This is a genomic window from Streptomyces tropicalis, assembly GCF_029269835.1.
Taxonomy (GTDB): Bacteria; Actinomycetota; Actinomycetes; order Streptomycetales; family Streptomycetaceae; genus Streptomyces; species Streptomyces tropicalis.
Map to the genome: position 1 here is coordinate 26,930 of NZ_JARJBB010000006.1, position 26,324 is coordinate 53,253.

Annotated in this window: 23 protein-coding genes; 3 read left to right on the forward strand and 20 right to left on the reverse strand. The window is 71.6% G+C overall.

The window, feature by feature from the left end:
* Positions 1–109: 109 nt before the first annotated feature.
* The 4 genes from ruvX to P3H78_RS13930 are packed head-to-tail and all read right to left on the reverse strand — an operon-like array spanning position 110 to position 4,106.
* Positions 110–574, reverse strand: coding sequence for a Holliday junction resolvase RuvX (gene ruvX / locus P3H78_RS13915; RefSeq protein ID WP_276109267.1), 465 nt, complete (start codon positions 572–574; stop codon positions 110–112).
* A 23-nt stretch (positions 575–597) separates the two neighbouring features.
* Positions 598–3,270 (reverse strand): alanine--tRNA ligase, encoded by a 2,673-nt coding sequence (gene alaS, locus P3H78_RS13920; RefSeq protein WP_276109268.1) that lies wholly within the window; start codon positions 3,268–3,270, stop codon positions 598–600.
* Complete coding sequence (locus P3H78_RS13925; protein WP_276109269.1) at positions 3,270–3,656, reverse strand: hypothetical protein; 387 nt, start codon at positions 3,654–3,656, stop codon at positions 3,270–3,272. The genes alaS and P3H78_RS13925 overlap by 1 nt, the downstream gene beginning before the upstream one ends.
* Positions 3,657–3,665: 9 nt before the next feature.
* Positions 3,666–4,106 (reverse strand): DUF948 domain-containing protein, encoded by a 441-nt coding sequence (locus tag P3H78_RS13930; RefSeq protein ID WP_276109270.1) that lies wholly within the window; start codon positions 4,104–4,106, stop codon positions 3,666–3,668.
* A gap of 160 nt (positions 4,107–4,266) precedes the next feature.
* Here P3H78_RS13930 and P3H78_RS13935 point away from each other — a divergent pair, with 160 nt between their 5' ends.
* On the forward strand, positions 4,267–6,438 hold the full coding sequence (locus P3H78_RS13935; protein ID WP_276109271.1) for an ATP-binding protein: 2,172 nt from the start codon (positions 4,267–4,269) through the stop codon (positions 6,436–6,438).
* Positions 6,439–6,461: 23 nt separating this feature from the next.
* On the opposite strand, the gene rpsD is transcribed toward P3H78_RS13935, so the two are convergent.
* The 5 genes from rpsD to P3H78_RS13960 form a co-directional block, all read right to left on the reverse strand.
* Entirely contained in the window at positions 6,462–7,076 is a 615-nt protein-coding gene (gene rpsD / locus P3H78_RS13940) for a 30S ribosomal protein S4 (RefSeq protein WP_276109272.1), read from the reverse strand.
* 338 nt (positions 7,077–7,414) lie between these two features.
* On the reverse strand, positions 7,415–8,770 hold the full coding sequence (locus P3H78_RS13945; RefSeq protein WP_276109273.1) for a replication-associated recombination protein A: 1,356 nt from the start codon (positions 8,768–8,770) through the stop codon (positions 7,415–7,417).
* A 58-nt stretch (positions 8,771–8,828) separates the two neighbouring features.
* The gene (locus P3H78_RS13950) at positions 8,829–9,485 is read right to left on the reverse strand and encodes a vitamin K epoxide reductase family protein (protein WP_276109274.1); all 657 of its coding nucleotides are present in this window, start codon (positions 9,483–9,485) and stop codon (positions 8,829–8,831) included.
* A 374-nt stretch (positions 9,486–9,859) separates the two neighbouring features.
* Positions 9,860–11,122 carry a histidine--tRNA ligase gene (gene hisS, locus P3H78_RS13955; protein WP_276109275.1) on the reverse strand — a complete coding sequence of 421 codons (1,263 nt, stop codon included), beginning with the start codon at positions 11,120–11,122 and terminating at the stop codon, positions 9,860–9,862.
* A 13-nt stretch (positions 11,123–11,135) separates the two neighbouring features.
* Complete coding sequence (locus P3H78_RS13960) at positions 11,136–11,852, reverse strand: MBL fold metallo-hydrolase (RefSeq protein ID WP_276109276.1); 717 nt, start codon at positions 11,850–11,852, stop codon at positions 11,136–11,138.
* Positions 11,853–12,051: 199 nt separating this feature from the next.
* Between P3H78_RS13960 and P3H78_RS13965 the strand changes: the two genes are divergently transcribed.
* Together P3H78_RS13965 and P3H78_RS13970 are read left to right on the forward strand one after the other, a co-directional pair.
* Positions 12,052–12,879, forward strand: a complete 828-nt coding sequence (locus P3H78_RS13965) for a peptidylprolyl isomerase (RefSeq protein WP_276109277.1) — start codon at positions 12,052–12,054, stop codon at positions 12,877–12,879.
* 146 nt (positions 12,880–13,025) lie between these two features.
* A complete protein-coding gene (locus P3H78_RS13970; RefSeq protein ID WP_276109278.1) occupies positions 13,026–14,255 on the forward strand; it encodes a DUF349 domain-containing protein in 1,230 nt (409 codons plus the stop codon).
* Between the two features lie 642 nt (positions 14,256–14,897).
* On the opposite strand, the gene P3H78_RS13975 is transcribed toward P3H78_RS13970, so the two are convergent.
* The 11 genes from P3H78_RS13975 to pdxT all read right to left on the reverse strand — a co-directional run bounded on the left by P3H78_RS13975 (position 14,898) and on the right by pdxT (position 26,319).
* Complete coding sequence (locus tag P3H78_RS13975; protein WP_276109279.1) at positions 14,898–17,426, reverse strand: RelA/SpoT family protein; 2,529 nt, start codon at positions 17,424–17,426, stop codon at positions 14,898–14,900.
* 175 nt (positions 17,427–17,601) lie between these two features.
* Positions 17,602–18,012 carry a hypothetical protein gene (locus tag P3H78_RS13980; RefSeq protein WP_276109280.1) on the reverse strand — a complete coding sequence of 137 codons (411 nt, stop codon included), beginning with the start codon at positions 18,010–18,012 and terminating at the stop codon, positions 17,602–17,604.
* Positions 18,013–18,199: 187 nt separating this feature from the next.
* Positions 18,200–18,739, reverse strand: a complete 540-nt coding sequence (locus P3H78_RS13985) for an adenine phosphoribosyltransferase (RefSeq protein WP_276109281.1) — start codon at positions 18,737–18,739, stop codon at positions 18,200–18,202.
* A complete protein-coding gene (gene secF / locus P3H78_RS13990; RefSeq protein ID WP_276109282.1) occupies positions 18,736–19,839 on the reverse strand; it encodes a protein translocase subunit SecF in 1,104 nt (367 codons plus the stop codon). The genes P3H78_RS13985 and secF overlap by 4 nt, the downstream gene beginning before the upstream one ends.
* A gap of 1 nt (position 19,840) precedes the next feature.
* Positions 19,841–21,661, reverse strand: a complete 1,821-nt coding sequence (gene secD, locus P3H78_RS13995) for a protein translocase subunit SecD (protein ID WP_276109283.1) — start codon at positions 21,659–21,661, stop codon at positions 19,841–19,843.
* A 129-nt stretch (positions 21,662–21,790) separates the two neighbouring features.
* Entirely contained in the window at positions 21,791–22,360 is a 570-nt protein-coding gene (yajC, locus tag P3H78_RS14000; RefSeq protein ID WP_276109284.1) for a preprotein translocase subunit YajC, read from the reverse strand.
* A gap of 167 nt (positions 22,361–22,527) precedes the next feature.
* The gene (ruvB, locus tag P3H78_RS14005) at positions 22,528–23,598 is read right to left on the reverse strand and encodes a Holliday junction branch migration DNA helicase RuvB (protein ID WP_276109285.1); all 1,071 of its coding nucleotides are present in this window, start codon (positions 23,596–23,598) and stop codon (positions 22,528–22,530) included.
* A gap of 26 nt (positions 23,599–23,624) precedes the next feature.
* Entirely contained in the window at positions 23,625–24,233 is a 609-nt protein-coding gene (ruvA, locus tag P3H78_RS14010; RefSeq protein ID WP_276109286.1) for a Holliday junction branch migration protein RuvA, read from the reverse strand.
* Positions 24,230–24,760, reverse strand: coding sequence for a crossover junction endodeoxyribonuclease RuvC (gene ruvC, locus P3H78_RS14015; RefSeq protein ID WP_276109287.1), 531 nt, complete (start codon positions 24,758–24,760; stop codon positions 24,230–24,232). The genes ruvA and ruvC overlap by 4 nt, the downstream gene beginning before the upstream one ends.
* A gap of 152 nt (positions 24,761–24,912) precedes the next feature.
* Positions 24,913–25,665, reverse strand: a complete 753-nt coding sequence (locus P3H78_RS14020; protein ID WP_276109288.1) for a YebC/PmpR family DNA-binding transcriptional regulator — start codon at positions 25,663–25,665, stop codon at positions 24,913–24,915.
* A gap of 48 nt (positions 25,666–25,713) precedes the next feature.
* Positions 25,714–26,319, reverse strand: a complete 606-nt coding sequence (pdxT, locus tag P3H78_RS14025; RefSeq protein WP_276109289.1) for a pyridoxal 5'-phosphate synthase glutaminase subunit PdxT — start codon at positions 26,317–26,319, stop codon at positions 25,714–25,716.
* Positions 26,320–26,324: the final 5 nt, after the last annotated feature.

Here is a 26,324-nt window from a genome sequence, read left to right on the forward strand (position 1 = left end):
GCCGCGAGACGACGGTCACACGGCTGCTGGCCCGGTGCCCGTTCCGCCTCTTGCTGTGCGCCGGCTGTTCGAACACCGGCGCATCGCGCGGAACGTTACCGTATCGCGATCAGATGACCACTTCGACGCCCTCGCCGGGTGCTTTACCTGACACCCGTTCGGATTCCAGGGCCTGCTGCAGAATGATGACCGCAGCCGCCTGATCGATGACGGACCTGCCCTTTTTGGACTTCACGCCCGAGGCACGCAGCCCCTGGCTCGCCGTCACGGTCGTCATGCGCTCGTCCACCAGCCTGACCGGAACGGGCGCGATCATACCGGCCAGCTGCCCGGCGAAGCCACGGACCTTCACGGCGGCCGGGCCCTCGCCCCCCTTGAGGGAGCGAGGGAGCCCGATGACGACCTCGATCGGCTCGTACTCCTCGACGAGCTGCCGCAGGCGCCGCTGCGCCGCCGGGACGTCGCGGCCCGGGACCGTCTCCACCGGAGTGGCGAGGATCCCGTCGGGGTCGCAGGAGGCGACCCCGATCCGGGCGTCCCCGACGTCGATCGCGAGCCGGCGTCCTCGTCTCATCATGCGGTCCTCTGCGCCCGTTCCTACTTGGCCGTCTCGGCGACCGTGCGCTCGACGGCCTCGACGGCCTCGCCGACCGCGGCCGGGTTCTGGCCGCCGCCCTGGGCGACGTCGGGCTTGCCGCCACCGCCGCCGCCGAGGGTCCTGGCGGCGGTGCGCACCAGCTCGCCGGCCTTCAGACCGCGCTCGCGGGCGGCGTCGTTGGTGGCGATGACGGTGAGCGGCTTGCCGTTGTTCACCGTGAACAGGGCGACCACGGCGGCCCGGCCGCCCTGGATGCGGCCGCGCACGTCGAGGACCAGCTTGCGCAGGTCGTCCGGCGCGGTGCCGTCCGGCACCCGGCCCGTGACGACGGCCACACCGCGGACGTCCTTGGCGGACTCGGCGAGCCCGGCGGCGGCCTGGAGCACCTTCTCGGCGCGGAACTTCTCGATCTCCTTCTCGGCGTCCTTCAGCTTGCCGAGCATCGCGGAGACCTTCTCCGGCAGCTCCTCCGGGCGCCCCTTGACCAGCTCCTGGAGCTGGGCGACGACCGTGTGCTCACGGGCGAGGAAGTGGTAGGCGTCCACGCCGACCAGGGCCTCGATCCGGCGCACACCGGAGCCGATGGAGGACTCGCCGAGCAGCTTCACCAGGCCCAGCTGGGCGGTGTTGTGCACGTGCGTGCCGCCGCACAGCTCCTTGGAGAAGTCGCCGATGGTCACCACGCGGACCCGCTCGCCGTACTTCTCGCCGAACTCGGCGATGGCGCCCTGCTTCTTGGCGGCGTCGATGCCCATGACCTCGGCGTGCACGTCGAGGTCGCGGGCCAGCACCTCGTTGATCTTCTGCTCGACGTCGGTCATCACGGCCGTCGGGACGGCGGACGGGGAGCCGAAGTCGAAGCGGAAGCGGCCGGGCTGGTTCTCGGAGCCGGCCTGGGCGGCCGTCGGGCCGAGGGCGTCGCGCAGGGCCTGGTGGGTCAGGTGGGTGGCCGAGTGGGCGCGGGCGATGGCCTTGCGGCGCAGCGAGTCGATCGAGGCGTGGGCCCTGGCGCCGACCGTGACCTCGCCGACCTGGACGACGCCCTTGTGGACGTAGACGCCCGGGACGGGCTTCTGGGTGTCGCGGACCTCGATCACGGCACCGGTGTCGGTGCGGATGCGGCCGGTGTCTCCGATCTGCCCGCCGCCCTCGGCGTAGAACGGGGTGCGGTCGAGGACGACCTCCACCTCGTCGCCCTCGGTGGCGGCCGGGGAGGACACACCGTCGACGAGGAGGCCGACGACCGTGGTCTCGCTCTCGGTGTCGAGGTAGCCGGTGAAGTCGGTGGCGCCGGCGGTGTCGGCGATCTCCCGGTAGGCGCCGAGGTCGGCGTGGCCGGTCTTCTTGGACCGGGCGTCGGCCTTGGCGCGCTCCCGCTGCTCCTTCATCAGGCGGCGGAAGCCCTCCTCGTCCACGGACAGGCCCTGCTCGGCGGCCATCTCCAGGGTGAGGTCGATCGGGAAGCCCCAGGTGTCGTGGAGCAGGAAGGCCTTGTCGCCGGCGAGGACGGTGCCGCCGGACTGCTTGGTCTCGGTGACGGCGGTGTCGAGGATGTTGGTGCCGGCCTTCAGCGTCTTCAGGAAGGCGTTCTCCTCGGCCAGGGCGACCTTCTCGATGCGCTCGCGGTCGGTGACCAGCTCCGGGTACTGCTGCCCCATCATGCCGATCACGACGTCGATCAGGTCCTGGACGACCGGGCCGGTGGCGCCGAGCAGGCGCATGTTGCGGATGGCGCGGCGCATGATGCGGCGCAGCACGTAGCCACGTCCCTCGTTGCCGGGGGTGACGCCGTCGCCGATGAGCATGGTGGCGGTGCGCATGTGGTCGGTGACCACGCGCAGCGAGACGTCGGAGACGTGGGCATCGCCGTAGGCGACTCCGGTGAGCTCGGTGGCCTTCCTGATGACGGCCATCGAAGTGTCGATCTCGTACATGTTCTGCACGCCCTGCAGAATCATGGCGAGACGCTCCAGGCCGAGGCCCGTGTCGATGTTCTGGCTCGGCAGGTCCCCGAGGATCTCGAAGTTGTCCTTGCCGATGCCCTCGCCGCGCTCGTACTGCATGAAGACGAGGTTCCAGATCTCGACGTACCGCTCGTCGTTGACGGCCGGGCCGCCCTCGACGCCGAACTCGGGGCCGCGGTCGTAGTTGATCTCGGAGCACGGGCCGCACGGGCCGGGAACGCCCATGGACCAGTAGTTGTCCTTCATGCCCAGGCGCTGGATGCGCTCCTTGGGCACGCCGACGACCTCGTGCCAGATGCGCTCGGCCTCGTCGTCGTCCTTGTAGACGGTGATCCACAGGCGCTCGGGGTCCAGGCCGTAACCGCCCTTGTCCTGGGGCGTGGTGAGCAGCTCCCAGGCGTAGGTGATGGCGCCTTCCTTGAAGTAGTCGCCGAAGGAGAAGTTGCCGCACATCTGGAAGAACGTGCCGTGCCGGGTGGTCTTGCCGACCTCTTCGATGTCCGGCGTGCGCACGCACTTCTGCACGCTGGTGGCGCGCGGGAAGGGCGGCTTGACCTCGCCGAGGAAGTAGGGCTTGAAGGGCACCATGCCGGCCGGGACGAGCAGCAGAGTCGGGTCGTCCGCGATGAGCGACGCCGAAGGGACGACGGTGTGCCCGCGCTCCTCGAAGAAGCTCAGCCAGCGGCGGCGGATCTCAGCCGACTCCATCAGTGGTCCTCATTCCGGTTGTACGAGTACGTCGTGGGCTCGGCGTACTTCGGCTTGGTGCGGTTCTCGGCGGTGGGCCGCCTCGACGGGGGCACCCCCTGCTCGAGCGCGGGCGGGCGCCCGGGTGCGGGGAGTTCGGGGTCGGCGGACGCGTTCAGACCGAGCGCGTCGCCGAGTTCGGCCTCCCGCTGGGCCATGTTGTCGCGGACGTCGAGGGCGAAGCCGACCGCGCGGTCCTTGAGCCGGTGACCGGCCTCGACGGCCTTGTTCGCCGCGGTCGCGGCGAGGCTCTCGGGCGTCAGCTGCCTCAGCTTGCGGTTGACCTTGGTGGTGGCCCACACACCGGCGGCGACACCGGTGCTGAACCAGAAGGTACGGCGGAACATCGCTAGTCCTTACTTCTCCCGGTTGTTCCGCTTCCCCCGCCGTGCGGCCGGGACGGTGCGGCCCACGATCACGGTACGCCTCGACGTCCGGGCGGGCACGTCCTCCTTGCGGCCGCCGAGGGCCCGGCGGACGCCGTAGCCGAAGGCGGCGACCTTGACCAGGGGGCCGCCGAAGGTGGAGGCCACGGTGGTCGAGAGCGCGGAGGCGTTGGACGTGACCTCCTGGACGTCGGAGGCGATGGCGTCGACGCGGTCGATCTGGGTCTGCGCCGAGCGGACCGCCTGCGAGGCGTCCGACAGCAGCGGGACGGCCTGGTCGGTCACGTCCGCCACCAGCCGGGTGGTCGCCCTGAGCGTCTGGGCCAGCCTCGCCAGCGCCACGGCGAGGAAGGAGACCAGGATCGCCCAGAAGACGGCCACCAGGATCCCGGCCACCTCGCCACCGGACACAGCGCACCCGCTCCCTGAAACGTGCCTGAACATCGAAAAGTCGTGCACCGAGCCTATCGCGCCGGGCAAGGGGCTCCGTACCGGATTACCGCGCGCGCCCCGGCGAATTCGCGGGAGGCGATTGTACGCGGTGAACACGCTTGAGTACGCTGCGTATCCCATGGGGGGTTCTCAGCGTCGCGCGGGCCTCGCGGGCGGCGGTCTGCCGGCGGAGGTGGACCGCTTCGTGGGCCGCCGCGCCGAAATGGCCGGGCTGGCCGCGGCCCTTGGGGCCGCACGGCTGGTGACGGTGACGGGCGCGGGCGGGGTGGGCAAGTCGCGCCTCGCGGCCCGGGCGGCGGCACGGTCCTCCGCACGGGACGGGGTGTGGCGGGTGGACCTCGCGGCGGTGCGGGACGCGGAGTTGGCCGACCACGCGCTCGCCGAGGCGCTCGGGCTGTCGGACCACACGGCCAGGCCGCCGCGCGAGACCCTGCTGGAACACCTGGCCGGATGCGAACTCCTGCTGGTGCTGGACGGGTTCGAGCACCTGGTGGACGCCTGTGCGGCACTGGTCGCCGCCCTGCTGCGGCGGGCGCCGGGCCTGCGGGTGCTCGCCGTCGGGCGCCGGCCGCTGGGGGTGTCGGGCGAGCGGCTGTTCCGCCTCGGGCCGCTGGCCGAGGACGAGGCGGTGCGTCTGTTCACCGACCGGGCCGCACAGCACGGGCAGCCCGTGGTCCCCGGCGGCGAGGCCGACGTGCGGGAGCTGTGCCGGCGTCTGGACGGCATCCCGCTGGCGATCGAACTGGCCGCGGGACGGCTGCGGGCGCTGTCCCCGGCGCAACTGCTGGAGCGGCTGGGCGACCGGTTCCGGCTGCTGAGCGGCGGCGCCCGGGACGCGCTCCCCCGCCACCGGACGCTGCGCCTGGCCATCGGCTGGAGCCACGAGCTGTGCACCCCCGCCGAGCGGCTGCTGTGGGCGCGGCTGTCGGTGTTCGCCGGCCCGTTCGGACTGGAGGCCGCGGAGTACGTGTGCAGCGGCGGCGGGCTGCCTGCCGGGGAGGTGCTGGACGTGCTGTCCGAGCTGCTCGCCCAGTCCGTGGTGACCCGCGAGGAGTCCGCGACGGGGGTGCGCTACCGGATGCTCGACACGGTCCGCGCCTACGGCGCCTGCTGGCTGGACGCCGTCGGGGACACCGACCGGCTGCGGCGGCGGCACCGCGACTGGTACGTGGGCCTGGCGACCGCGTGCGAGCTGGACTGGTTCTCGCCGCGCCAGGCGGAGGTGGCCGCCCGGACCGGGGCCGAGCTGCCGAATCTGCGCTGCGCGCTGGAGTACGGCCTGGCCGGGCCGGACGAGACGCACCTCGGCCAGTACCTGGCGGGCTGCCTGTGGTTCTACTGGGCGGGCTGCGGTCGCCTGGCGGAGGGCCGGCACTGGCTGGCGCGGGCCGTCGCCGTGGACGGCGGCCACGAACGGTCCCGGCTGAAGGCCCTGTGGGTGCTGGCCTACGTGGCGATCCTGCAGGGCGACACGGTGCCCGCGCTGGCCGCTCTCCAGGAGTGCCGGGAGACGGCGCAGCGGGCGGCGAGCGCGACGGCGATGGCGTACGCGGAGCACCGCGCGGGCTGTCTGGCCCTGGTCACCGACGACATGGAGCGGGCGGAACTCCTGCTGCGCTCGGCCCTCGGCCGCTACCAGGAGATCGGCGAGCTGAACAGCAACGTCCTGATGGCCCAGGTGGAGCTGGCCATGACGCGGGCGTTCCGCGGCGACCTGCCGGACGCGGTGCGGATGTGCGAGGACGTCCGCCGGGTGTGCGACGACCACGGCGAGCGGTGGACCCGCGCCTACGCGCTGTACGTGCTGGCGTACGCGGCCTGGCGTGACGGGCGGGCGGGCGCGGCGCGGGATCTGCTGACCGACTGCCTGAGCAGCGCGCACGCCTTCGGCGACCTGCTGGGGTCGGTGCTGGCGGTGGAGCTGCTGGCGCTGGTGAGGGCGGCCCAGGGGGACGCGGCGGAGGCGGCGGTGCTGCAGGGCGCGGCGGGCGGGATGTGGCCCGCGGTGGGGTTGCGGCTGTTCGGCTCGGCGTACTTCAACGCGCCGCACGAGCTGTGCGCGGCGACGGCCCGGGCGCAGCTCGGCGACGCGCGGTACGAGGAGTGCCGGCGGGTCGGCGCCCGGCTGGGCCGGGAGGCGGCCGTGGCCCGGGCGCTCGGGCGGCCGGGCGCGCGCTCGCTGGAGGGCCTGCCCGCCCAGCGGGGCCCCGGGTCCCGGGAGGAGGACGCCGCCGGGACGCACGAACCCGCCGCCTCCCGCGTCCGCAAGGACGGGGAGACGGCGGGCTGAGGGTGCTGCCGCCTGCTGAAGGGTCAGCGGGCGTAGTACTCGACGACGAGCTGCTCGTCGCAGATCACCGGGATCTCCTTGCGGTTCGGCTCGCGGTCCAGGCGGAACGCCAGGGCCTTGAGGTTCACCTGCAGGTAGCGCGGGGTCTCGCCCTCGGGAGCGAAGCCACCCTCGCGGGAGACCTGGAAGAGCGTCTTGTCCTTGCTGCGGTCGCGGACCTGGACCACGTCGTCCGGACGGACGCGGAAGGACGGCTTGTCGACCTTCTGGCCGTTGACCTGGATGTGGCCGTGGACGACCATCTGGCGGGCCTGGTAGATCGTGCGGGCGATGCCCGAACGCAGGACCAGCGCGTCGAGGCGGCGCTCCAGCTCGATGATCAGGGCCTCACCGGTCTTGCCCTGGACCTTGGAGGCACGCTCGTAGGCGCGGACGAGCTGGCGCTCGGACACGTCGTACTGCGCGCGCAGACGCTGCTTCTCGAGCAGACGGACCTTGTAGTCCGAGTTCTGCTTGCGGCCGCGGCCGTGCTCGCCCGGCGGGTAGGGGCGGGCCTCGAAGTACTTGACGGCCTTCGGGGTCAGCGCGATGCCGAGGGCACGCGACTTCTTGACCTTGGGGCGGGACTGGTTCGCCATGAACCAAACACCTCGTGTTCTCTGTACGAATACGGCTTCACCAGGGTTAGGGGAGGTCGCAGTCCGCAGCCGGGGAAACCCGCCGGGTCCGCTCGGGACCCGAGGGGCAGCCGCTCCTCGGTCTGGGCACATACGTGCAGCACGCGAGTGGCCCACCGGCCGGTCCCGGAGCTCCGGGTGGTGGTGGGCTGCCCGCGACACCTTCGACGGTGCGCGACGCTCCTGGATTCCCGGCCCGGGGGCCGGGGCTCCGGCTGGATGTCCCACTCTGGTGGTGCCGGACCCTCGGGGAGGGGCCGGACGCGGGACGCAGCGCTTCGGGGGAGTCTACAGGGTGCTCAGGAGCGCTGACGACCGAGCTGCTTGCGGGTCCACTCGACGGCGTCGGCGTACCGGGCCTCGGCACCGTGCCGGCTCGGGGTGTAGTAGGAGCGGTCCTTCAGGGCGTCCGGTGCGTACTGCTGGGCGGCGATGCCCTCGGGCAGGTCGTGCGGGTAGACGTAGCCCCGGGCGTGGCCGAGCTCGGCGGCGCCCTTGTAGTGGCCGTCGCGCAGGTGGGCGGGGACCGGTCCGGCCTTGCCGGCGCGCACGTCCTGCAGAGCGGCGCCGATCGCCGTGGTGGCCGAGTTGGACTTGGGGGCCAGGGCGAGGGCGATGGTGGCGTGGCTGAGGGTGAGCGCGGCCTCCGGGAAGCCGATCATCGCCACGGCCTGGGCGGCGGCCACGGCGACGGGCAGGGCCTGCGGGTCTGCCAGGCCGATGTCCTCGCTGGCGGAGATCATCAGGCGGCGGGCGATGAAGCGGGGGTCTTCGCCGGCCTCGATCATCCGGGCCAGGTAGTGCAGGGCGGCGTCGACGTCGGAGCCGCGGATCGACTTGATCAGGGCGCTGGCGACGTCGTAGTGCTGGTCCCCGTCGCGGTCGTAGGCAACGGCGGCCCGGTCGACCGTCTCCTCCAGGGTCCGCAGCCCGATCCCGCTCTCGCCCTTGTCCAGGGCGGCTCCGGCGGCCGCCTCCAGGGCGGTCAGGGCACGGCGCGCGTCGCCGCCGGCGATCCGCAGGAGATGGGCCTCGGTGTCCTCGGGGAGGGTGACCGCGCTCCTCAGTCCGCGCTCGTCGGCGAGGGCGCGGCGCAGCAGGCCCCGCACGTCGTCGTCGGTGAGCGGTTCGAGGGTGAGCAGGAGGGAGCGGGAGAGCAGGGGGGAGATGACCGAGAAGTACGGGTTCTCGGTGGTGGCCGCGATCAGGGTGACCCAGCGGTTCTCCACCGCGGGGAGCAGGGAGTCCTGCTGGGCCTTGCTGAAGCGGTGGATCTCGTCGAGGAAGAGGACGGTCTCCTGGCCGTAGCCGCCGGAGGCGCGGCGGGCGCCGTCGATGACCGCGCGCACCTCCTTGACGCCCGCCGTGATCGCCGACAGCTCCACGAAGCGCTTGTTGGTCGCCTTGGAGACGACGTACGCCAGGGTGGTCTTGCCGGTCCCGGGCGGGCCCCACAGGATCACCGACGAGGGCCCCGCCGGGCCGCCCGCACCCTCGCCGACCAGGCGGCGCAGCGGGGAGCCCGGCTTCAGAAGGTGCTGCTGGCCCACGACCTCGTCGAGGGTGCGGGGGCGCATCCGCACCGCGAGGGGGCTCGCGGACGGGTCCTTCTCCTGGCGTTCTTCTGCTGCGGCGGTGAACAGGTCGGGCTCCACGTCCGCAACCCTATGCCACCGCACCGACAGCGCCCCCGGCCCGGCGGGCGGCCCCGGCTCAGGCCCAGAGGCTGCTGCCCCAGCGGGTGAGGATCAGCATGGCGATCACACCGCAGTGGGTGACCGGGAGCACCCAGGTGAACTCGGCGAGGAAGTTCTTCACCGGGCGCGGGGCCCGCAGGAAGCCGTGGCGGACGTTGAACGAGGTCACGTACCAGAACATCGTGATGGTGGCGACCCAGGCCAGCGAGCACCAGAGGCACAGCGCGTTGATGCGGTACAGCGACTGGAACTGCAGCCAGGTCACGAAGGCGACGCCGAACAGCGTGCCGAAGTTGAAGGTGCGCCAGTACCAGCGCGGGAAGTGGGCGCGGGCGAGGAGACTCATCCCGACGCAGATCACGATGCCGTAGGCGACCAGGCCGAGCATCGGGTTGGGGAACCCGAAGACGGCGGCCTGCTTGCTCTCCATGACGCTGCCGCAGGACACGATCGGGTTGAGGCTGCAGCTGGGGGTGAACGTCTTGCCGCTCACCTTGCCCTCGAGGATCTTGAACTTGTCCAGGGTGATGACCCACGCGGCGAGCAGGCCGGCCGCCCCGGTGATCACCAGCAGCAGGGCGAAGGCGCGGCTGCCGCCCACCGTCCGCGGGGCTCCCTCCGTGTGCTCCGCTTCCGGCTCGGTGGAGACGTCGTTGACTGTCGTCTTGCTCATCACGCCGATTCCGTCACTCGAGAACTGGAAAACCTTCGGGCACGGCCATTGTGCCGCACGCGTGCCCGCGTCCACCGTCCGGCGGACACAGGGAAGTACGGACGGCGGCCCCGGGGCGTTCGGATCCGGACAGGGGGGCGGCCCGGTGACGGAGGGGTTCGCGGGGCGCGCGGTGCCGGACGGGCGGGGAGCGACGGGCGGGGGGACGGTCGCGCGGGCGGGGTTTTTTCGTCCGTGGGGATGACGTCCCGGGCGGCGGGTTGACGGCTGCGGGTGACACGGGCGCCGCGTCCTCCCGGAGGACGGCACGGGCGCCGGGCCCTCCCGGAGGACCCGGCGCCCGGTGCTGCCGGCGCGGTGGAGCGGGCGGTGCGTCAGCCGAGCCGCGACTCCAGCTCGGCGACGATCTCGTTGACGCCGATCGCGGACTGCTCGCCGGACTCCATGTCCTTCAGCTGGACGACACCCTCGGCGAGGTCCCGCTCACCGGCGACGACCGTGTAGCGGGCTCCGCTGCGGTGGGCGTTCTTCATGGCGCCCTTGAGGCCCTTGCCGCCGTAGGCGAAGTCCGTCGCGATGCCGACCTTGCGCAGCTCGGTGACCTTCGCGAACAGCACGCGGCGGGCCTCCTCCCCGAGCGGGACGGCGTACACGCTGGTGGTGGACGGGAGCGGGAGCTCCACGCCCTCCGCCTCCAGTGCCAGCACCGTGCGGTCGACGCCGAGGGCCCAGCCGACCGACGGCAGCGCGGGACCGCCGATCATCTCGGACAGGCCGTCGTAGCGCCCGCCGCCGCCGACCGCGGACTGGGAGCCCAGGCCGTCGTGGACGAACTCGAAGGTCGTGCGGGTGTAGTAGTCCAGGCCGCGCACCAGCTTGGGGTCGTCCTCGAAGGAGACGCCCGCCGCGGTGATCAGCTCGCGGACCTCCTCGTGGTACGCCTTGCACGCGTCGCACAGGTAGTCGCGCAGCATGGGCGCGCCGGTGAGCTGCTTCTGCACCGACTCGCGCTTGTCGTCGAGGACGCGCAGCGGGTTGATGTCGACGCGGCGCCGGGTGTCGTCGTCCAGGTCCAGGCCGCGCAGGAAGTCCTGGAGCGCGGCGCGGTAGACCGGGCGGCACTCCTGGTCGCCGAGCGAGTTCAGCAGGATGCGGAAGTTCCGCAGGCCCAGGGAGCGGTACGCCTGGTCGGCCAGGATGATCAGCTCGGCGTCCAGCGCCGGGTCCTCGGCGCCGATCGCCTCGGCGCCGACCTGGGAGAAGTGGCGGTAGCGGCCCTTCTGCGGCTTCTCGTAGCGGTAGTACGAGCCCGAGTACCAGAGCTTGACCGGGAGGTTGCCGGCCTTGTGCAGGTTGGCCTCCAGGGCCGCGCGCAGCACGGACGCGGTGCCCTCGGGGCGCAGCGCCAGCCGGTCGCCGCCCTTGGTCTCGAAGGCGTACATCTCCTTGGTGACGATGTCGGTGGACTCGCCGACACCGCGCGCGAACAGCTCCACGCTCTCGAAGCCGGGCGTCTCGATGTAGCCGTACCCGGAGGTGCGCAGCGGGGCGGAGATGGCCTCGCGGACCGCGAGGTAGGTCGCGGAGTGCGGCGGGATCAGGTCGTACGTGCCCTTGGGGGCCTTGAAGGTGCTCACGGAAGGTCTCTCGTCACATTCCTCGTCGGGGAGCCTCGGCGGCGCCGTGCTCCTGGCGGCCCGCCGCCACCTGCCGCAGATACGGGTTGGTGGCGCGCTCCTGGCCGATGGTCGTCTGGGGGCCGTGGCCGGACAGCACCACGGTCGAGTCGTCGAGCGGCAGGCACACGCGGGCCAGCGAGTCGAGCATCTCGGCCATGTCGCCGCCGGGCAGGTCGGTACGTCCGACGGAGCCGGCGAACAGCAGATCCCCGGAGAAGAAGACCTGCGGGACGTCCGCGGCCTCGGGCATCCGGAAGGTCACCGACCCCTTGGTATGGCCCGGCGCGTGCGCGACGGAGAACGACAACCCGGCCAGGTCCAGCCGGGCGCCGTCGGCGAGTTCCCGTACGTCGTCGGGCTCCCCCACGGTCAGCTCGCCCATCAGCGGCATCCCGATGGAGCGGCCGAGCGCCTTCTCGGGGTCGCTCATCATGTACCGGTCGGAGGGGTGGATCCAGGCGGGCACGTCGTGGGCGCCGCACACCGGGACGACCGAGGCGACGTGGTCGATGTGGCCGTGGGTGAGGACGACGGCGACGGGCTTGAGCCGATGCTTGGCGATCGCCTCCTCGACTCCCTGGGCGGCCTGGTGGCCGGGGTCGATGATCACGCACTCCTCGCCGGCGGCGGGGGCGACGAGATAGCAGTTCGTCCCCCAGGCCCCGGCGGGGAACCCGGCAATGAGCACGATCGTCCCTCGTTGTGTCGGTTCGGGTGTGGTCCACGGCGACCGCGCGCGTGCGCACTCGGCCACCGCCCGTCGTCAGAGCCTACCGGCGCTGCCGAATCCTCAGCGAACCCATATACGGTACGGGTCACACGCCAGCGGTCGGCCCACAGGACGCTCGGGTACCGGTCGACGCACGAGACGCATGAGGAGAAACCCGGTGGTCACCCAGGAACAGCGGCGCCGTCAGCTCGCCCGGGAGAAGTTCTTGCGGCAGCAGCAGCGGCGCACCGAGGCGCGGCGCAAGGCGCGCGTCCGCAACTCCGTGATCGCGTCGGTGCTCGGCGTGGTCGTGATCGGCAGCGTCGCGCTGTACACGACCGGCGTCCTCAGGAGCGACGGCAAGGACGACGTCTCCGCGCGGCCCACGCCGAGCGCCCCGGCCACGAGCAAGGCGCCGGACCCGTGCGCCAAGCCGGCCGCCGGTGCGGTGAAGAAGCTGAAGTTCGCCAAGGAGCCGGCGATGGCCATCGACACCTCGGCGAAGTACACGATGAAGCTCGCGACGACGTGCGGCGAGATCGACCTCCCGCTGAAGACGGCGGCCGCCCCGCACACCGTCAACTCCTTCGCCTTCCTCGCCGGCAAGGGCTACTTCGACCACTCCAAGTGCCACCGGCTCACCACCGCGGGCATCTACGTGCTGCAGTGCGGCGACCCCACCGGCACCGGCATGGGCGGCCCCGGCTACACGCTCCCCGACGAGAACCTGAAGGACAGGAGCCTGAAGGCCAACGTGTACCCGGCGGGCACGGTGGCGATGGCGAACACCGGGAAGCCGCACACGGGGGGCAGCCAGTTCTTCCTCGTCTACCAGGACAGCCAGCTGCCGCCCAGCTACACGCCGTTCGGCACGGTGTCCGCGTCGGGCATGAAGGTCCTGAAGAAGATCGCGGCCGCCGGGGCGCAGCCGGCCGACCCGACCACGCAGAACACGGCCCCCAACGCGACCGTGGTGATCAACAGCGCGACGGTGGCGAAGTCCTGAAGGTCAGGACGGTCAACTGCGGAATTTCGGTCGCGCTGGATGCGGACAGGCCGCCCGCCGGTCGCCTATGTTGGCCGTGACGAAACTGTGGACGATGCCCGGGGGAGCTCGAAGGCCCCCCGCAGGCATCATGTGGAGGAGGCGCTGTGAGCAGCGACCCGTGGGGCCGCGTCGACGAGACGGGGACCGTGTACGTGCGTACGGCCGACGGCGAGCAGGTCGTCGGTTCCTGGCAGGCAGGCTCCCCCGAGGAGGCGCTGGCCTACTTCGAGCGCAAGTACGAGGGCCTGGTTGTCGAGATCGGCCTCCTCGAGAAGCGAGTGCAGACCACCGACCTGTCGGCCAAGGACGCCCAGGTCGCCATCGACCATCTCCGTGAGCAGGTCGAGGCGCACCACGCGGTGGGCGACCTGGACGCCCTGCGGGCGCGCCTGGACAAGCTGGTCGCGACGGTGGACGCACGGCGCGAGGAGCGCAAGGTGCAGCGTGCCAAGCAGGCCGACGAGGCCCGGCACGCCAAGGAGGCCCTGGTGGCCGAGGCGGAGGAGCTGGCGCAGTCCGAGCAGTGGCGGGCGGCCGGTGAGCGGCTGCGCGCCCTGGTGGACACCTGGAAGGGGCTGCCGCGGCTGGACCGCAAGTCCGACGACGAGCTGTGGCACCGCTTCTCGCATGCCCGGTCGGCGTTCTCCAAGCGCCGCAAGGGGCACTTCGCGCAGCTGGACGCGCAGCGCGAGGAGGCGCGCCGGACCAAGGAGCGCCTGGTCGCCGAGGCCGAGGCGCTGTCGGGTTCGACGGACTGGGGGCCGACGGCGGCCGGGTACCGCGACCTGATGACGCAGTGGAAGGCCGCGGGCCGTGCCCAGCGCGAGCACGAGGACGACCTGTGGAACCGCTTCCGCGGCGCCCAGGACGTCTTCTTCGCCGCCCGCAGCGCGGTCTTCGCGGAGCGGGACGCCGAGCAGTCGGAGAACCTGAAGCTGAAGGAGGAGCTGGCCGAGGAGGCCGAGAAGCTGCTGCCGATCACGGACCTGAAGGCCGCCCGGGCCGCCTTCCGCTCGATCAACGAGCGGTGGGAGGCCGTCGGCCATGTGCCCCGGGACGCCCGTCCCCGGGTCGAGGGCCGGATGCACGCGGTGGACCGGGCCCTCCAGGACGCCGAGGAGACCGAGTGGCGCCGGACCAACCCGGAGGCACGCGCGCGTGCCGCGGGTCTGACCGGTCAGCTCCAGTCCGCGGTGGACAAGCTGCGGGGCCAGATCGAGCAGGCGCGCGCGCAGGGCAACACCGCGCGGGCCGAGAAGCTCGAGCGGGAGCTGGAGGGCCGCCAGGCACTCCTCGACCAGGCGCTGAAGGGCCTGGAGGAGTTCGGCGGCTAGCAGCTCGCTGAGTCGGGATTCTGGCCCCGGTCCGCCCGGATCGGGGCCAGTCTGCACGGGGGCGCCGTTCCCGCCGTCGGCACCCGCCTGCGCCGGCTCCTCGCCCGGTGGATTCCAGGGATCTCCGGTGCAGAGCACGACATCAGGTCCACCTGCAGCGGAGAGTCCGGCCGTTCCCGTGGCCAGAGAGCGTGCAACCCGGGCGGCACGATGATCTTCACCGGTACGGTACTCAGGTAGGGACCGCGGACTCCGCCACAGCCGAGTCGCAGCAACCCGAGGCTGTGGCCCGTCTTCGGAACTTCGTGACGAGACCCGACCGGAGGAGAGTCGGCACGAAGCCTCTCCGGGCACCTTTCTCAGGCCTCGTCCTGGGTGTCCTTCCGGCCCTGACAGGCCTGGGGCATCTGGCAACGGAGCCGGAGAAGTCCGGATGGATCGTGGCCCTGGGAGCCCTGCTCACCGGGTCCGGTCCTTTCCTGGCCACCGAATACACGGTGCGTCTTCGACGAACGCGCTGAGCGTGTCACGGACAGACCGTTCTTCAATGACGCACAACGCCCGGCCAGGCTTCCTGGCCGGGCGTTGTGCGTGCAGCACGGTGCGCGACGCCACCATGTGTCCCGAGCAGGCGGCTGCTCCCTACGACCGATGCCGTGCCGACGTCACCCGGTACACGTCGTAGACGCCCTCCACGCCGCGGACCGCCTTCAGGACGTGGCCCAAGTGCTTGGGGTCGCCCATCTCGAAGGTGAAGCGGGAGATGGCGACGCGGTCGCGGGAGGTCTGGACGGCCGCGGAGAGGATGTTGACGTGCTGGTCGGACAGCACGCGCGTGACGTCCGACAGGAGCCGGGAGCGGTCCAGGGCCTCGACCTGGATGGCGACGAGGAACACCGAGGACTGCGTCGGGGCCCACTCGACGTCCAGGATGCGCTCGGGCTCGCGGGACAGTGAGTCCACGTTGACGCAGTCGTTTCGGTGAACCGATACGCCGTTGCCGCGCGTGACGAAGCCGATGATCGGGTCGCCGGGGACCGGCGTGCAGCAGCGGGCCAGCTTGACCCACACGTCGTCGACGCCCTTGACGACCACGCCCGGGTCGGCGCTGGTACGGCGCTTGCGGCCGCGCCCGCGGGCCGGCGGCACGCTCTCGTCGATCTCCTCGGTGGCCGCCTCCTCGCCGCCGAGCGCCTGGACCAGCTTCTGCACGATGTTCTGTGCGGAGACATGGCCCTCGCCGATCGCCGCGTAGAGCGCGGAGATGTCGGAGTAGCGCATCTCGTGCGCGAGGGTGACCAGCGAGTCGCCGGTGAGGATCCGCTGGATCGGCAGGTTCTGCTTGCGCATCGCGCGGACGATGGCGTCCTTGCCCTGCTCGATCGCCTCGTCCCGGCGCTCCTTGGAGAACCAGGCGCGGATCTTGTTCCGGGCGCGCGGCGACTTGACGAAGCCGAGCCAGTCCCGGGAGGGCCCGGCGCCGGTCGCCTTGGAGGTGAACACCTCGACCAGGTCGCCGTTGTCGAGGGTCGACTCCAGGGGGACGAGACGGCCGTTGACCCGTGCCCCTATGGTGCGGTGGCCGACCTCGGTGTGGACCGCGTAGGCGAAGTCCACCGGGGTGGCCCCGGCCGGGAGCGCTATGACGTCGCCCTTCGGGGTGAAGACGAAGACCTCGTTGCGGGAGAGGTCGAAGCGCAGCGACTCCAGGAACTCGCCCGGGTCCTCGGTCTCCTTCTGCCAGTCCAGCAGCTGCCGCAGCCACGCCATGTCGTTGATGGCGTCCTTGTCCTTGCCGGACGTGCGGGGCGCGTCGGTGCGGACCTTGGAGGCTCCGGCGACGGCCTCCTGCTTGTACTTCCAGTGCGCGGCGATGCCGTACTCCGCGCGGCGGTGCATGTCGAAGGTGCGGATCTGGAGCTCGACCGGCTTGCCGCTGGGCCCGATGACCGTCGTGTGCAGCGACTGGTACATGTTGAACTTGGGCATCGCGATGTAGTCCTTGAACCGCCCCGGAACCGGGTTCCAGCGGGCGTGGACGGTGCCCAGCGCCGCGTAGCAGTCGCGGACGGTGTCGACGAGGACGCGGATGCCGACCAGGTCGTAGATCTCCGCGAAGTCTCGGCCGCGGACGATCATCTTCTGGTAGACGCTGTAGTAGTGCTTCGGGCGTCCGGTGACGGTGGCGCGGATGCGGGCGGCCCGCAGGTCGGCCTGGACCTCGTCGATCACCTTCGCCAGGTACTCGTCGCGCTTGGGGGCGCGCTCCGCGACCAGGCGGACGATCTCGTCGTACATCTTGGGGTAGAGGATCGCGAAGGCGAGGTCCTCCAGCTCCCACTTGATGGTGTTCATGCCCAGGCGGTGGGCGAGCGGCGCGTAGATCTCCAGGGTCTCGCGCGCCTTCTTCTCCTGCTTCTCACGCTTGAGGTAGCGCATGGTGCGCATGTTGTGCAGCCGGTCGGCGAGCTTGATGACCAGGACGCGCGGGTCCTTGGCCATGGCGACGACCATCTTGCGCACGGTCTCCGCCTGCGCGGCCTCGCCGAACTTGACCTTGTCCAGCTTGGTGACGCCGTCGACCAGCAGGGCGACCGTGTCGCCGAAGTCGCGGCGCAGCTGGTCGAGGCCGTACTCGGTGTCCTCGACCGTGTCGTGCAGCAGGCCCGCCATGAGGGTGGCCGGGTCCATGCCCAGCTCGGCGAGGATCGTGGTCACGGCGAGCGGATGCGTGATGTACGGGTCGCCGCTCTTGCGCTTCTGGCCGCGGTGCCAGCGCTCGGCGACCTGGTAGGCACGCTCGATCTGGCGGAGTGTGGCGGCGTCGATCTTCGGGTCGTTGCTGCGCACTATCCGCAGCAGCGGTTCCAGGACCGGGTTGTACGGGTTGGCGCGCTGGACGCCGAGGCGGGCCAGGCGGGCCCGCACGCGGTTGGAGGAGCCGGAGCGCGCGGGCTGGTTCGCGGCCGGGCGGACCGCCGGCGGCCGGGAGGGGCCCTCGGGCGCGGCCGGCTTGGGACGCGAGGACTCGGCCGACCGGTCCGCGGGCGCGGACCGGTCGTGCTCGGTCGACCCGCGGGTGTCGTTCTTCGCGGCCGGCGCGGGCTTCGCCGCGGGCTCCGAGGCGGACTCGGGCTTGGCGGCGGTCAGTGGCTGGGCCTCGTCTGGCAAGAGGGCTCCTCGTGCGCGATCCGGGTCCCCCGGTCAGGCTCCGGAGATCCCATGGTAGCGAGCGGACGTCCCGGGCGACGACGAGGTGGTGTGCGGCCCGTCGGGGACCCGGACACGGCCCGGGTCCCCGACATCGCTCCGCCTACCGATCAGATCGCCGGCAGCGGGGCACGCGTCACTTCCAGTTGAAGAGCGCCGCGTTCTTCACCTGCATCTGCTTCTCGGCCAGCACGTTCCCCCACGGCACGGTGACGGAGCCGCTCTTGCCGCAGCCGGCGTTGTACCAGGTCTTCTTTCCGTTCTTGAAGCCCTCCACCTTGACGCAGATCGCGCCGCCCTTCCAGACAGCCCAGGAGTAGCCCATCCGCAGCCCGGGGCGCCCGAAGTGGCCGCAGCCGTCCTTGACGGTGCTCCACTTGAACGGGAGGCTGCCCGCGCGGATCCACTCGCCGCAGCTGGCCGCCACGGGGTGAGGGGACTTGGCCACCGCGACCGGAGTGGCGCTGGCCGGCGCCGCTGCGGCGGTGAGCGCGGCCAGCGAGAGCGCTGTGACGATCCCCGTGGTGAACTTGCCCGACTTGCTCATTGAATCCTCCTATGTGATGCCCTGGTCAGTGGCATCGGAGAGATCCAATCACCCAGAGCCAGCAGGCGAACACATTCTTGAGGAACATCTGAGCTAATTTCGCATGTGCATGACGCCCGCGGACGGCCATGACGCGAAGGGCGCCCGGCGATGTGCCGGGCGCCCTTCGCGGTGGTGACGTTCTGATTCAGACGGTGATCAGCGCCTCCAGCGGCGCCCCGGCGAGGGGCGCCTCCAGACGGGCGCGGCCGGACAGGAAGGCCAGCTCCATGAGGACCGCGACGCCCGCGACCTCGGCACCCGCCCGGCGGATCAGCTGCAGCGACGCCTCCGCTGTGCCGCCGGTGGCGAGCACGTCGTCGACGACGAGCACGCGGTCGCCGGGGAGCAGGTCCTCGGCGTGCACCTCGATCTCCGCGGAGCCGTACTCCAGGTCGTAGGCCTGGCTGAGCGTGGCTCCGGGGAGCTTGCCCGCCTTGCGGACCGGGATGAAGCCGAGTCCGGCACGGACGGCGACCGGGGCGCCCAGGATGAAGCCGCGGGCCTCCAGGCCGACGATCTTCGTGGCGCCGGTGCGCAGGGCGATGTCCGCCAGCGCGTCGGTCAGCGCGGTGAACGCCGGCGGGTCCGCCAGGAGCGGGGTGATGTCCTTGAACATCACGCCCGGCTCCGGATAGTCGGCCACGTCGCGGATGCGGCTGAGCAGCAGCTCCTCTATGTCGGTCATCGGCGCTTCCCGGACGGACGGCCGCGGCCCCGGCCGCGGGAGGTGGGCTGGTTGCGCGGGCCGACGACGGCGGGGGCCGCGTCCTCGGCGCCGTCGGCGTCCCGCAGGTCGGTCTCCTGGGCACCGGCGGGGCCGGCCTGGGCGCGCTTGGCCAGGACCCGCTTGCGCAGGGCCTTCATCTGCGGCTCGCGCTCCTTGAGGTCGGCGACGAGCGGCGTGGCGATGAAGATCGAGGAGTACGCGCCGGCCGCGAGGCCGACGAACAGCGACAGCGAGATGTCGTTGAGCATGCCGGCGCCGAGGAAGCCGCCGCCGATGAAGAGCAGACCCGCGACCGGGAGCAGCGCGACCACGGTGGTGTTGATCGACCGCACCAGGGTGCCGTTGATGGAGCGGTTGGCGATGTCGCTGTAGGTCCAGCGGCTCTGCCGGGTGATGTCCTTCGTCTGCTCCTTGAGGCTGTCGAAGACGACGACCGTGTCGTAGAGCGAGTAGCCGAGGATCGTCAGCAGACCGATCACCGTGCCGGGCGTGACCTCGAAGCCGACGAGGGCGTAGATGCCGGTGGTGATGGTGATGTCGTGGATCAGCGCGACCAGGGCGGCCAGGGCCATGCGCCACTCGAAGGCGATGGCCAGGTAGATCACGACCAGGACCATGAAGATCGCCAGACCCTCCCAGGCCTTGTTGGCGATCTGCTCGCCCCAGCTCGGGCCGACGAGATCAGCGTTGATCTTGTTGGCGTCGATGTTGAGGTCCTTGGCCAGCTCCTGCTTGATCTGGTCGGACTTGCCGGTCTCGATGCCCGCGATCTGGATGCGCAGACCGCCGGTGCCGAGCTCCTGCACCACGGCCGGGTGGCCGGACGCCTCCTGGGCGTAGGTCTCCGCCTGGTTCACCGACACCGAGGTCTTCGGCGTGGTGAGGACGGCTCCGCCCTGGAATTCGATGCCCATGTTCAGCCCGCGCACCGCCAGGCCGAGGATGGCCGTGATGGTGATCAGGATGGAGACGCCGTACCAGATCTTGCGGTTGCCGACGAAGTCGTAGCCGACCTCGCCGCGGTGCAGACGGGCGCCGAGGTTGCCGAGCTTCGACATCTCACGCCTCCTTCGGGTCGACAGGGCCTGCGGCGGGGTGGGAGGGACGGCGCGTGCGGCGCAGCGGGGGCTTCGCGCCGAGCCGCTTGGGGTCGAGGCCGGACCAGGGGTGGCCGCCGCCGTAGAACTTGGTGCGGGCCAGCAGGGTCAGCAGCGGCTTGGTGAACAGGAACACCACGACGACGTCGAGCAGCGTGGTCAGGCCGAGCGTGAACGCGAAGCCCTGGACCTTGCCGACGGTCACGATGAACAGCACCGCCGCGGCCAGGAACGACACGAAGTCGGAGACCAGGATGGTGCGCCGGGCGCGCGGCCAGGCGCGCTCCACCGCCGGACGCAGCGAGCGGCCCTCGCGGAGCTCGTCCCGGACCCGTTCGAAGTACACGATGAACGAGTCGGCGGTGATGCCGATGGCGACGATGGCGCCGCACACGGCCGGCAGGTTCAGCGCGAAGTGGATCGTCGGACCGAGCAGCGACATGATCACGTAGGTGAGCGCGGCCGAGACCAGGAGCGAGGCGACCGCGATGACGGACAGACCGCGGTAGTACGCCACCAGGTAGATCACCACGAGGGCGAGGCCGATGGCGCCGGCGATCAGGCCGGCCTGGAGCTGCTCGCCACCGAGGGCGGCGGTCACCGTGGTGACGCTGGACTCCTTGAACGTGAGCGGGAGCGCACCGTACGACAGCATGTTGGAGAGGCTCTGTGCCTCCTCCTGGGTGAAGCTGCCCGAGATGTACGCGTTGCCGCCGGTGATGGCCCGCTGGACGTAGGGGTGGGAGACCACCGCGTCGTCGAGGACGATCGCGAACTCGTTCTGCGGGGACTGCTTCTGCGCGAGCTGGCTGGTCACGGCGGCGAACTTCGTGGAACCGCTGGACGTGAAGCTCATTTCGACCTGCCACCCGGAGGCACCCTGGGTGTCGAAGGTGGCCTGGGCCTTGCTGACCTCGGTGCCGTCGACGGCGACCGGGCCGAGCAGGAACTTGCTCCAGACCTTGCCGTCCTGGCCGCAGGCGACCGTGGGCTCGCCCGGCTTGACGCCCTTGCCGGCGGCGGCTCGCTGTGCCGGCTTGGTGCAGTCGAGGGCGGCGAACTGCGCCTCGAGCTTGGCCGCGGTCGCGGCGGCGCTGCCGCTCGGGGCGGGCGTGGTGGACGGCTTCGACGTCGACCCGGCGGCGGGCTTCGACGGCGACCCGGCAGAGGGCTTCGCCGGCGCGGAGCCGGTGGGCGACGGCGTGGGCGATCCGGCCTTCAGGGCGCCGGTGAGCGGGCGGCCCTGCGTGGTGGCGGAGGGAGCGGGGGTGCCGGGCGTCGCCTTGTTCTTGCCGGTGGCGGCCTTCGAGCCGGACGGGCTCGGCGAGGGACTGCCGGTGGCCGGGGCGGGGCTCGGGGTGGCCGGGGCGGCGCCGGAGGCCGCGCTCTGCAGGACCGGGCGGAAGTAGAGCTTGGCGGTGGTGCCGACCTGCTGGCGGGCCTCCTCCGAGTTCGTGCCCCGGGGGATGTTGACGATGATGTTGCGATCGCCCTGGGTCTGGACCTCCGCCTCCGAGACACCCAGACCGTTGACACGGCGGTTCATGATCTCGACCGCGGTGTCCATGTTGGTCTTGTTGATCGCATTGGGCTGACCCGGCTCGTTGACCGCCGTCAGCGTGATGCTGGTGCCGCCGGCGAGGTCGATGCCGAGACGCGGAGTGATGTGTCCGGAGGCGAACATTCCCCCGGTGAGCGCCACGATGGCGATCATGATGAAGGCCAGCGCGCGCCCCGGCCTGCTCTGGGCGCTCCCGCTCCGGCCCTTCTTAGGTGCTGCCACCTTCTCGTACTCCCTCTCGGGCCGCCCCGAGCCGGTCGGGCTCGGCGACGGCCATGACATGGTGTCGGGATCCGTGCGACAAGAGCACGTCCCCGGTCCCGCGGACGGACCGCGGGACCGGGAGGGCGGCTACTTCGCGTCGGTGTCGCCGTCGGTCTTCTTCGGCTCTTCGTCCGCCTTCGCCGCAGGGGCGTCGACCGGGGCGGCCTCGGCGGCCGGCTTCTCGGCGGCGGGCTCCTCGGTGACCGGCTTCTCGACGACGGGCTTCCCAGCGGCCGGCTTCTCGGCGGCGTCCTTCTTGCCGAGGTCGAGAGGCTTGTCGTCGGAGGCGGCGGCGTCGGCGACGGGCCCGTCGGTCTCGGTGAGGGAGGAGGCGTCGTCGGGGACGAGGTCGGCGTCGGACTTCAGGTCGTGCTCGACGCCGTGGACGATGCGGTTGTACTCGTCGTCGGTCAGGACGGCACCGATCGCGTTCTTGGCGAAGAGGAGCTCGACACCCGGGCCCGCGTCGAGGAGGACCGTCTCGTCACTGACCTCCTTGACCGTGGCGTACATGCCGCCGATGGTGCGGACACCGCTGCCGGGCTGCATCTGGTTCCGCATGTCGGCTGCCTGCGACTGCTTGCGCTTGGCCGACCGGGTCATCAGGAACATGGCCCCGATGAGCACGATGAACGGGAGGAGGGTCACGAGCTTCACGGGTGGGAACTTCCTTCACGCGACCGCGGTGGTGAGCGGCCTGCTGGTCGGGGGTGCAGGGGGTGCTGCCGTCGAGGGCGGCATCGGCGGAGTCTAAGCGAGTCCACGCGCATGGAACAACGCTCAGCATGGCACCTGGGTTCCGCCCCCGGCCAATGCCCTCGCCGTCACGCCCCGAAGAGGTCCCCTTGTCCGTTTCCCGCCGACGCCGGGCGGGGCGGGGTGAGGCCGAGGTGCGTCCAGGCGGCGGGTGTGGCCACCCGCCCGCGCGGGGTGCGGGCCAGCAGGCCCTCCCGGACGAGGAACGGCTCGGCGACCTCCTCCACGGTCTCACGCTCCTCCCCCACCGCGACCGCGAGCGTGGACACGCCGACGGGGCCGCCGCCGAACAGCTTCAGCAGGGCCTCCAGCACAGCCCGGTCGAGCCGGTCGAGGCCGCGGGCGTCGACCTCGTACACCGCGAGGGCCGCGGAGGCGATCTCCCGGGTGATCCGTCCGTCCGCCTTGACCTGCGCATAGTCGCGGACGCGGCGCAGCAGGCGGTTGGCGATGCGGGGCGTGCCGCGGGAGCGGCCGGCGATCTCCGCGGCGCCCTCGGCCTCGATCCCGACGTCGAGCAGGTGTGCCGAGCGGTGGACGACGCGCTCCAGCTCGGCGGGCTCGTAGAACTCCATGTGCGCGGTGAAGCCGAAGCGGTCGCGCAGCGGCGGCGGCAGCAGGCCCGCGCGGGTGGTGGCCCCGACCAGGGTGAACGGCGGGAGCTCCAGCGGGATGGCGGTGGCGCCGGGGCCCTTGCCGACGATCACGTCGACCCGGAAGTCCTCCATGGCCATGTAGAGCATCTCCTCGGCCGGCCGGGACATCCGGTGGATCTCGTCGAGGAAGAGGACCTCGCCCTCCTGGAGGGAGGACAGGATCGCGGCGAGGTCTCCGGCGTGCTGGATGGCGGGACCGCTGGTGATGCGGATGGGGGCGCCCATCTCGGCCGCGATGATCATCGACAGGGTGGTCTTGCCCAGGCCCGGGGCGCCGGAGAGCAGGACGTGGTCGGCGGTGGCGCCGCGGGCGCGGGCCGCGCGCAGCACGAGGTCGAGCTGCTCGCGGACCTTCTGCTGGCCGATGAACTCGTCGAGGTCCTTGGGGCGCAGGGCGGCCTCCACGGCCTGCTCCTCGCCGTCGGCCGCTGAGCCCACCAGCCGCTCCGGGGCGGGGCTGCCGGTCGTGTCGTCCCGGTTCACGAAGTCTCCTAGCGGGGTGGCGCAGGTCAGCGGGCGCGGTTCAGGGTCTGCAGGGCGGCCTTGAGCAGACGGCCCACCTGCGGAGTGCCCCCGGCGGCCTCGGCCTGCGGGGCCACGGCGGCCACCGCCTCGTCGGCCTCGCGGGTCGCGTAGCCGAGGCCGATCAGGGCGGCGTGCAGCTGGTCGCGCCAGCCGCTGGTGACGGGGGTTCCGATGGCGGGCGCCGCGCCGAGCGGTTCGCCGAGGCGGTCCCTGAGCTCCAGGAGCAGCTTCTGGGCGCCCTTCTTGCCGATGCCGGGGACGGCGGTGAGCGCCTTCTCGTCACCGCCGGCCACCGCGCGGCGCAGGGCGTCCGGGCTGTGCACGGCGAGCATGGCCTGGGCGAGGCGGGGGCCGACGCCGCTGGCCGTCTGGAGGAGCTCGAAGACCTGGCGCTCGTCGTCGTCGGCGAAGCCGTACAGGGTCAGCGAGTCCTCGCGGACGACCAGGGAGGTGGCCAGCCGGGCCGGCTGTCCCTGGCGCAGCCCGGCGAGGGTGCCGGGCGTGCACTGGACGGCGATGCCGATCCCGCCCACCTCGACGACCGCGGAGTCCGGTGCGAGGGCGGCGACCGGGCCGCTGACGAACGCGATCATGCCGTACGGCCTTTCGATGCGTGCAGGGCGACGGCCTGCTGCAGACGGTTCTGGGCGGGGGCCCGCCAGATGTGGCAGATGGCGAGCGCGAGGGCGTCGGCGGCGTCGGCGGGCTTCGGGGGCGCGTCGAGCCGCAGCAGGCGGGTGACCATGGCGCCGACCTGGGCCTTGTCCGCGCGGCCGCTGCCGGTGACGGCCGCCTTGACCTCGCTGGGGGTGTGCAGGGCGACGGGGATGCCGCGACGGGCCGCGCAGAGCATGGCGACGGCGCTGGCCTGGGCGGTGCCCATCACGGTGCGGACGTTGTGCTGGCTGAAGACGCGCTCGACGGCGACGAACTCGGGCCGGTGCTCGTCCAGCCAGTGCTCGATGCCCTGCTCGACGGCGAGCAGGCGGTGACTGAGCTCGGCGTCCGCCGGTGTCCGCACGACGCCGACGCCGACCATGGCGAGCGGACGGCCGGCCACCCCCTCGACCACGCCGACGCCGCACCGGGTCAGTCCGGGGTCCACCCCCAACACCCGCATCGGGCCCCTCCCATCGATCTGCCCCGGCCACCGCCGGGCGGTGTCCCCAATTCGTGCAGGCTATCGGGTGGCACCGACAACGCCCCGCACCGACGCCGGACAACGCGACGGGCCGACGGGGGCGCCCCGTCGGCCCGTCTGCGGCGCGTGCGTTACGCCTCGACCTTCTCCATGATCTCGTCGCTGACGTCGAAGTTGGCGAAGACGTTCTGCACGTCGTCGCTGTCCTCGAGCGCGTCGATCAGCTTGAAGATCTTCTTGGCGCCGTCCTCGTCCAGTTCGATCTGCATGGTCGGGACGAAGTTGGCCTCGGCGGAGTCGTAGTCGATGCCGGCCTCCTGGAGGGCGGTGCGGACCGCGACCAGGTCGGTGGCCTCGCTGAGGACCTCGAAGGACTCGCCGAGGTCGTTGACCTCCTCGGCGCCGGCGTCCAGGACGGCCCCGAGGACGTCGTCCTCGGCCAGCTCGCCCTTGGGGACGATCACGACGCCCTTGCGGTGGAAGAGGTACGACACCGAACCGGGGTCGGCCATGGAGCCGCCGTTGCGGGTCATCGCGACGCGGACGTCCGACGCGGCACGGTTGCGGTTGTCGGTGAGGCACTCGATGAGCACCGCGACCCCGTTGGGGCCGTAGCCCTCGTACATGATCGTTTCGTAGTCGGCGCCACCGGCCTCGAGACCACCGCCGCGCTTGATCGCGGAGTCGATGTTCTTGTTCGGGACCGACTGCTTCTTGGCCTTCTGGACGGCGTCATAGAGCGTCGGGTTGCCCTCGAGATCGACACCGCCCATGCGCGCCGCGACCTCGATGTTCTTGATCAGCTTCGCGAAGAGCTTGCCGCGCTTGGCATCGATCACGGCCTTCTTGTGCTTCGTCGTGGCCCATTTAGAGTGGCCGGACATCTGCCTGTCTCCTTCGCGTAACCCGTCTCTGTGTGAACGCCAGAGATCCTACAAGGACTCGGGCGTCCGATTCGCGCGCACCATGTCGACGAACAGGGCGTGCACACGGTGGTCACCGGTCAGTTCCGGGTGGAACGAGGTGGCCAGCGCGTTGCCCTGGCGGACCGCGACGATGTGGCCCTCGTGCTCGGCGAGCACCTCGGCACCGGCGCCGACGGACTCGACCCACGGGGCGCGGATGAAGACGCCCTCCACGGGTTCGCCGGGGACGCCCTCGACGTGGACCGCGGCCTCGAAGGACTCGTTCTGCCGTCCGAAGGCGTTGCGGCGCACGATCATGTCGATGCCGCCGATGGTCTCCTGGCCCGAGCGGGGGTCGAGGATCTTGTCGGCGAGCATGATCATGCCCGCGCAGGTGCCGTACACGGGCAGGCCGTCGCGGACGCGCGCGCGGAGCGGGTCCATCACTCCGAACAGGACGGCCAGCTTGGAGATGGTGGTGGACTCTCCGCCGGGCAGCACGAGGCCGTCGATCTCGGCGAGTTCCTCGGGGCGCCGCACCGGCCTGGCCACGGCGTCCGCCGCGGCCAGGGCGATGAGGTGCTCCCGTACGTCGCCCTGGAGGGCCAGGACGCCAATGACAGGAGTGTTCATGAGGT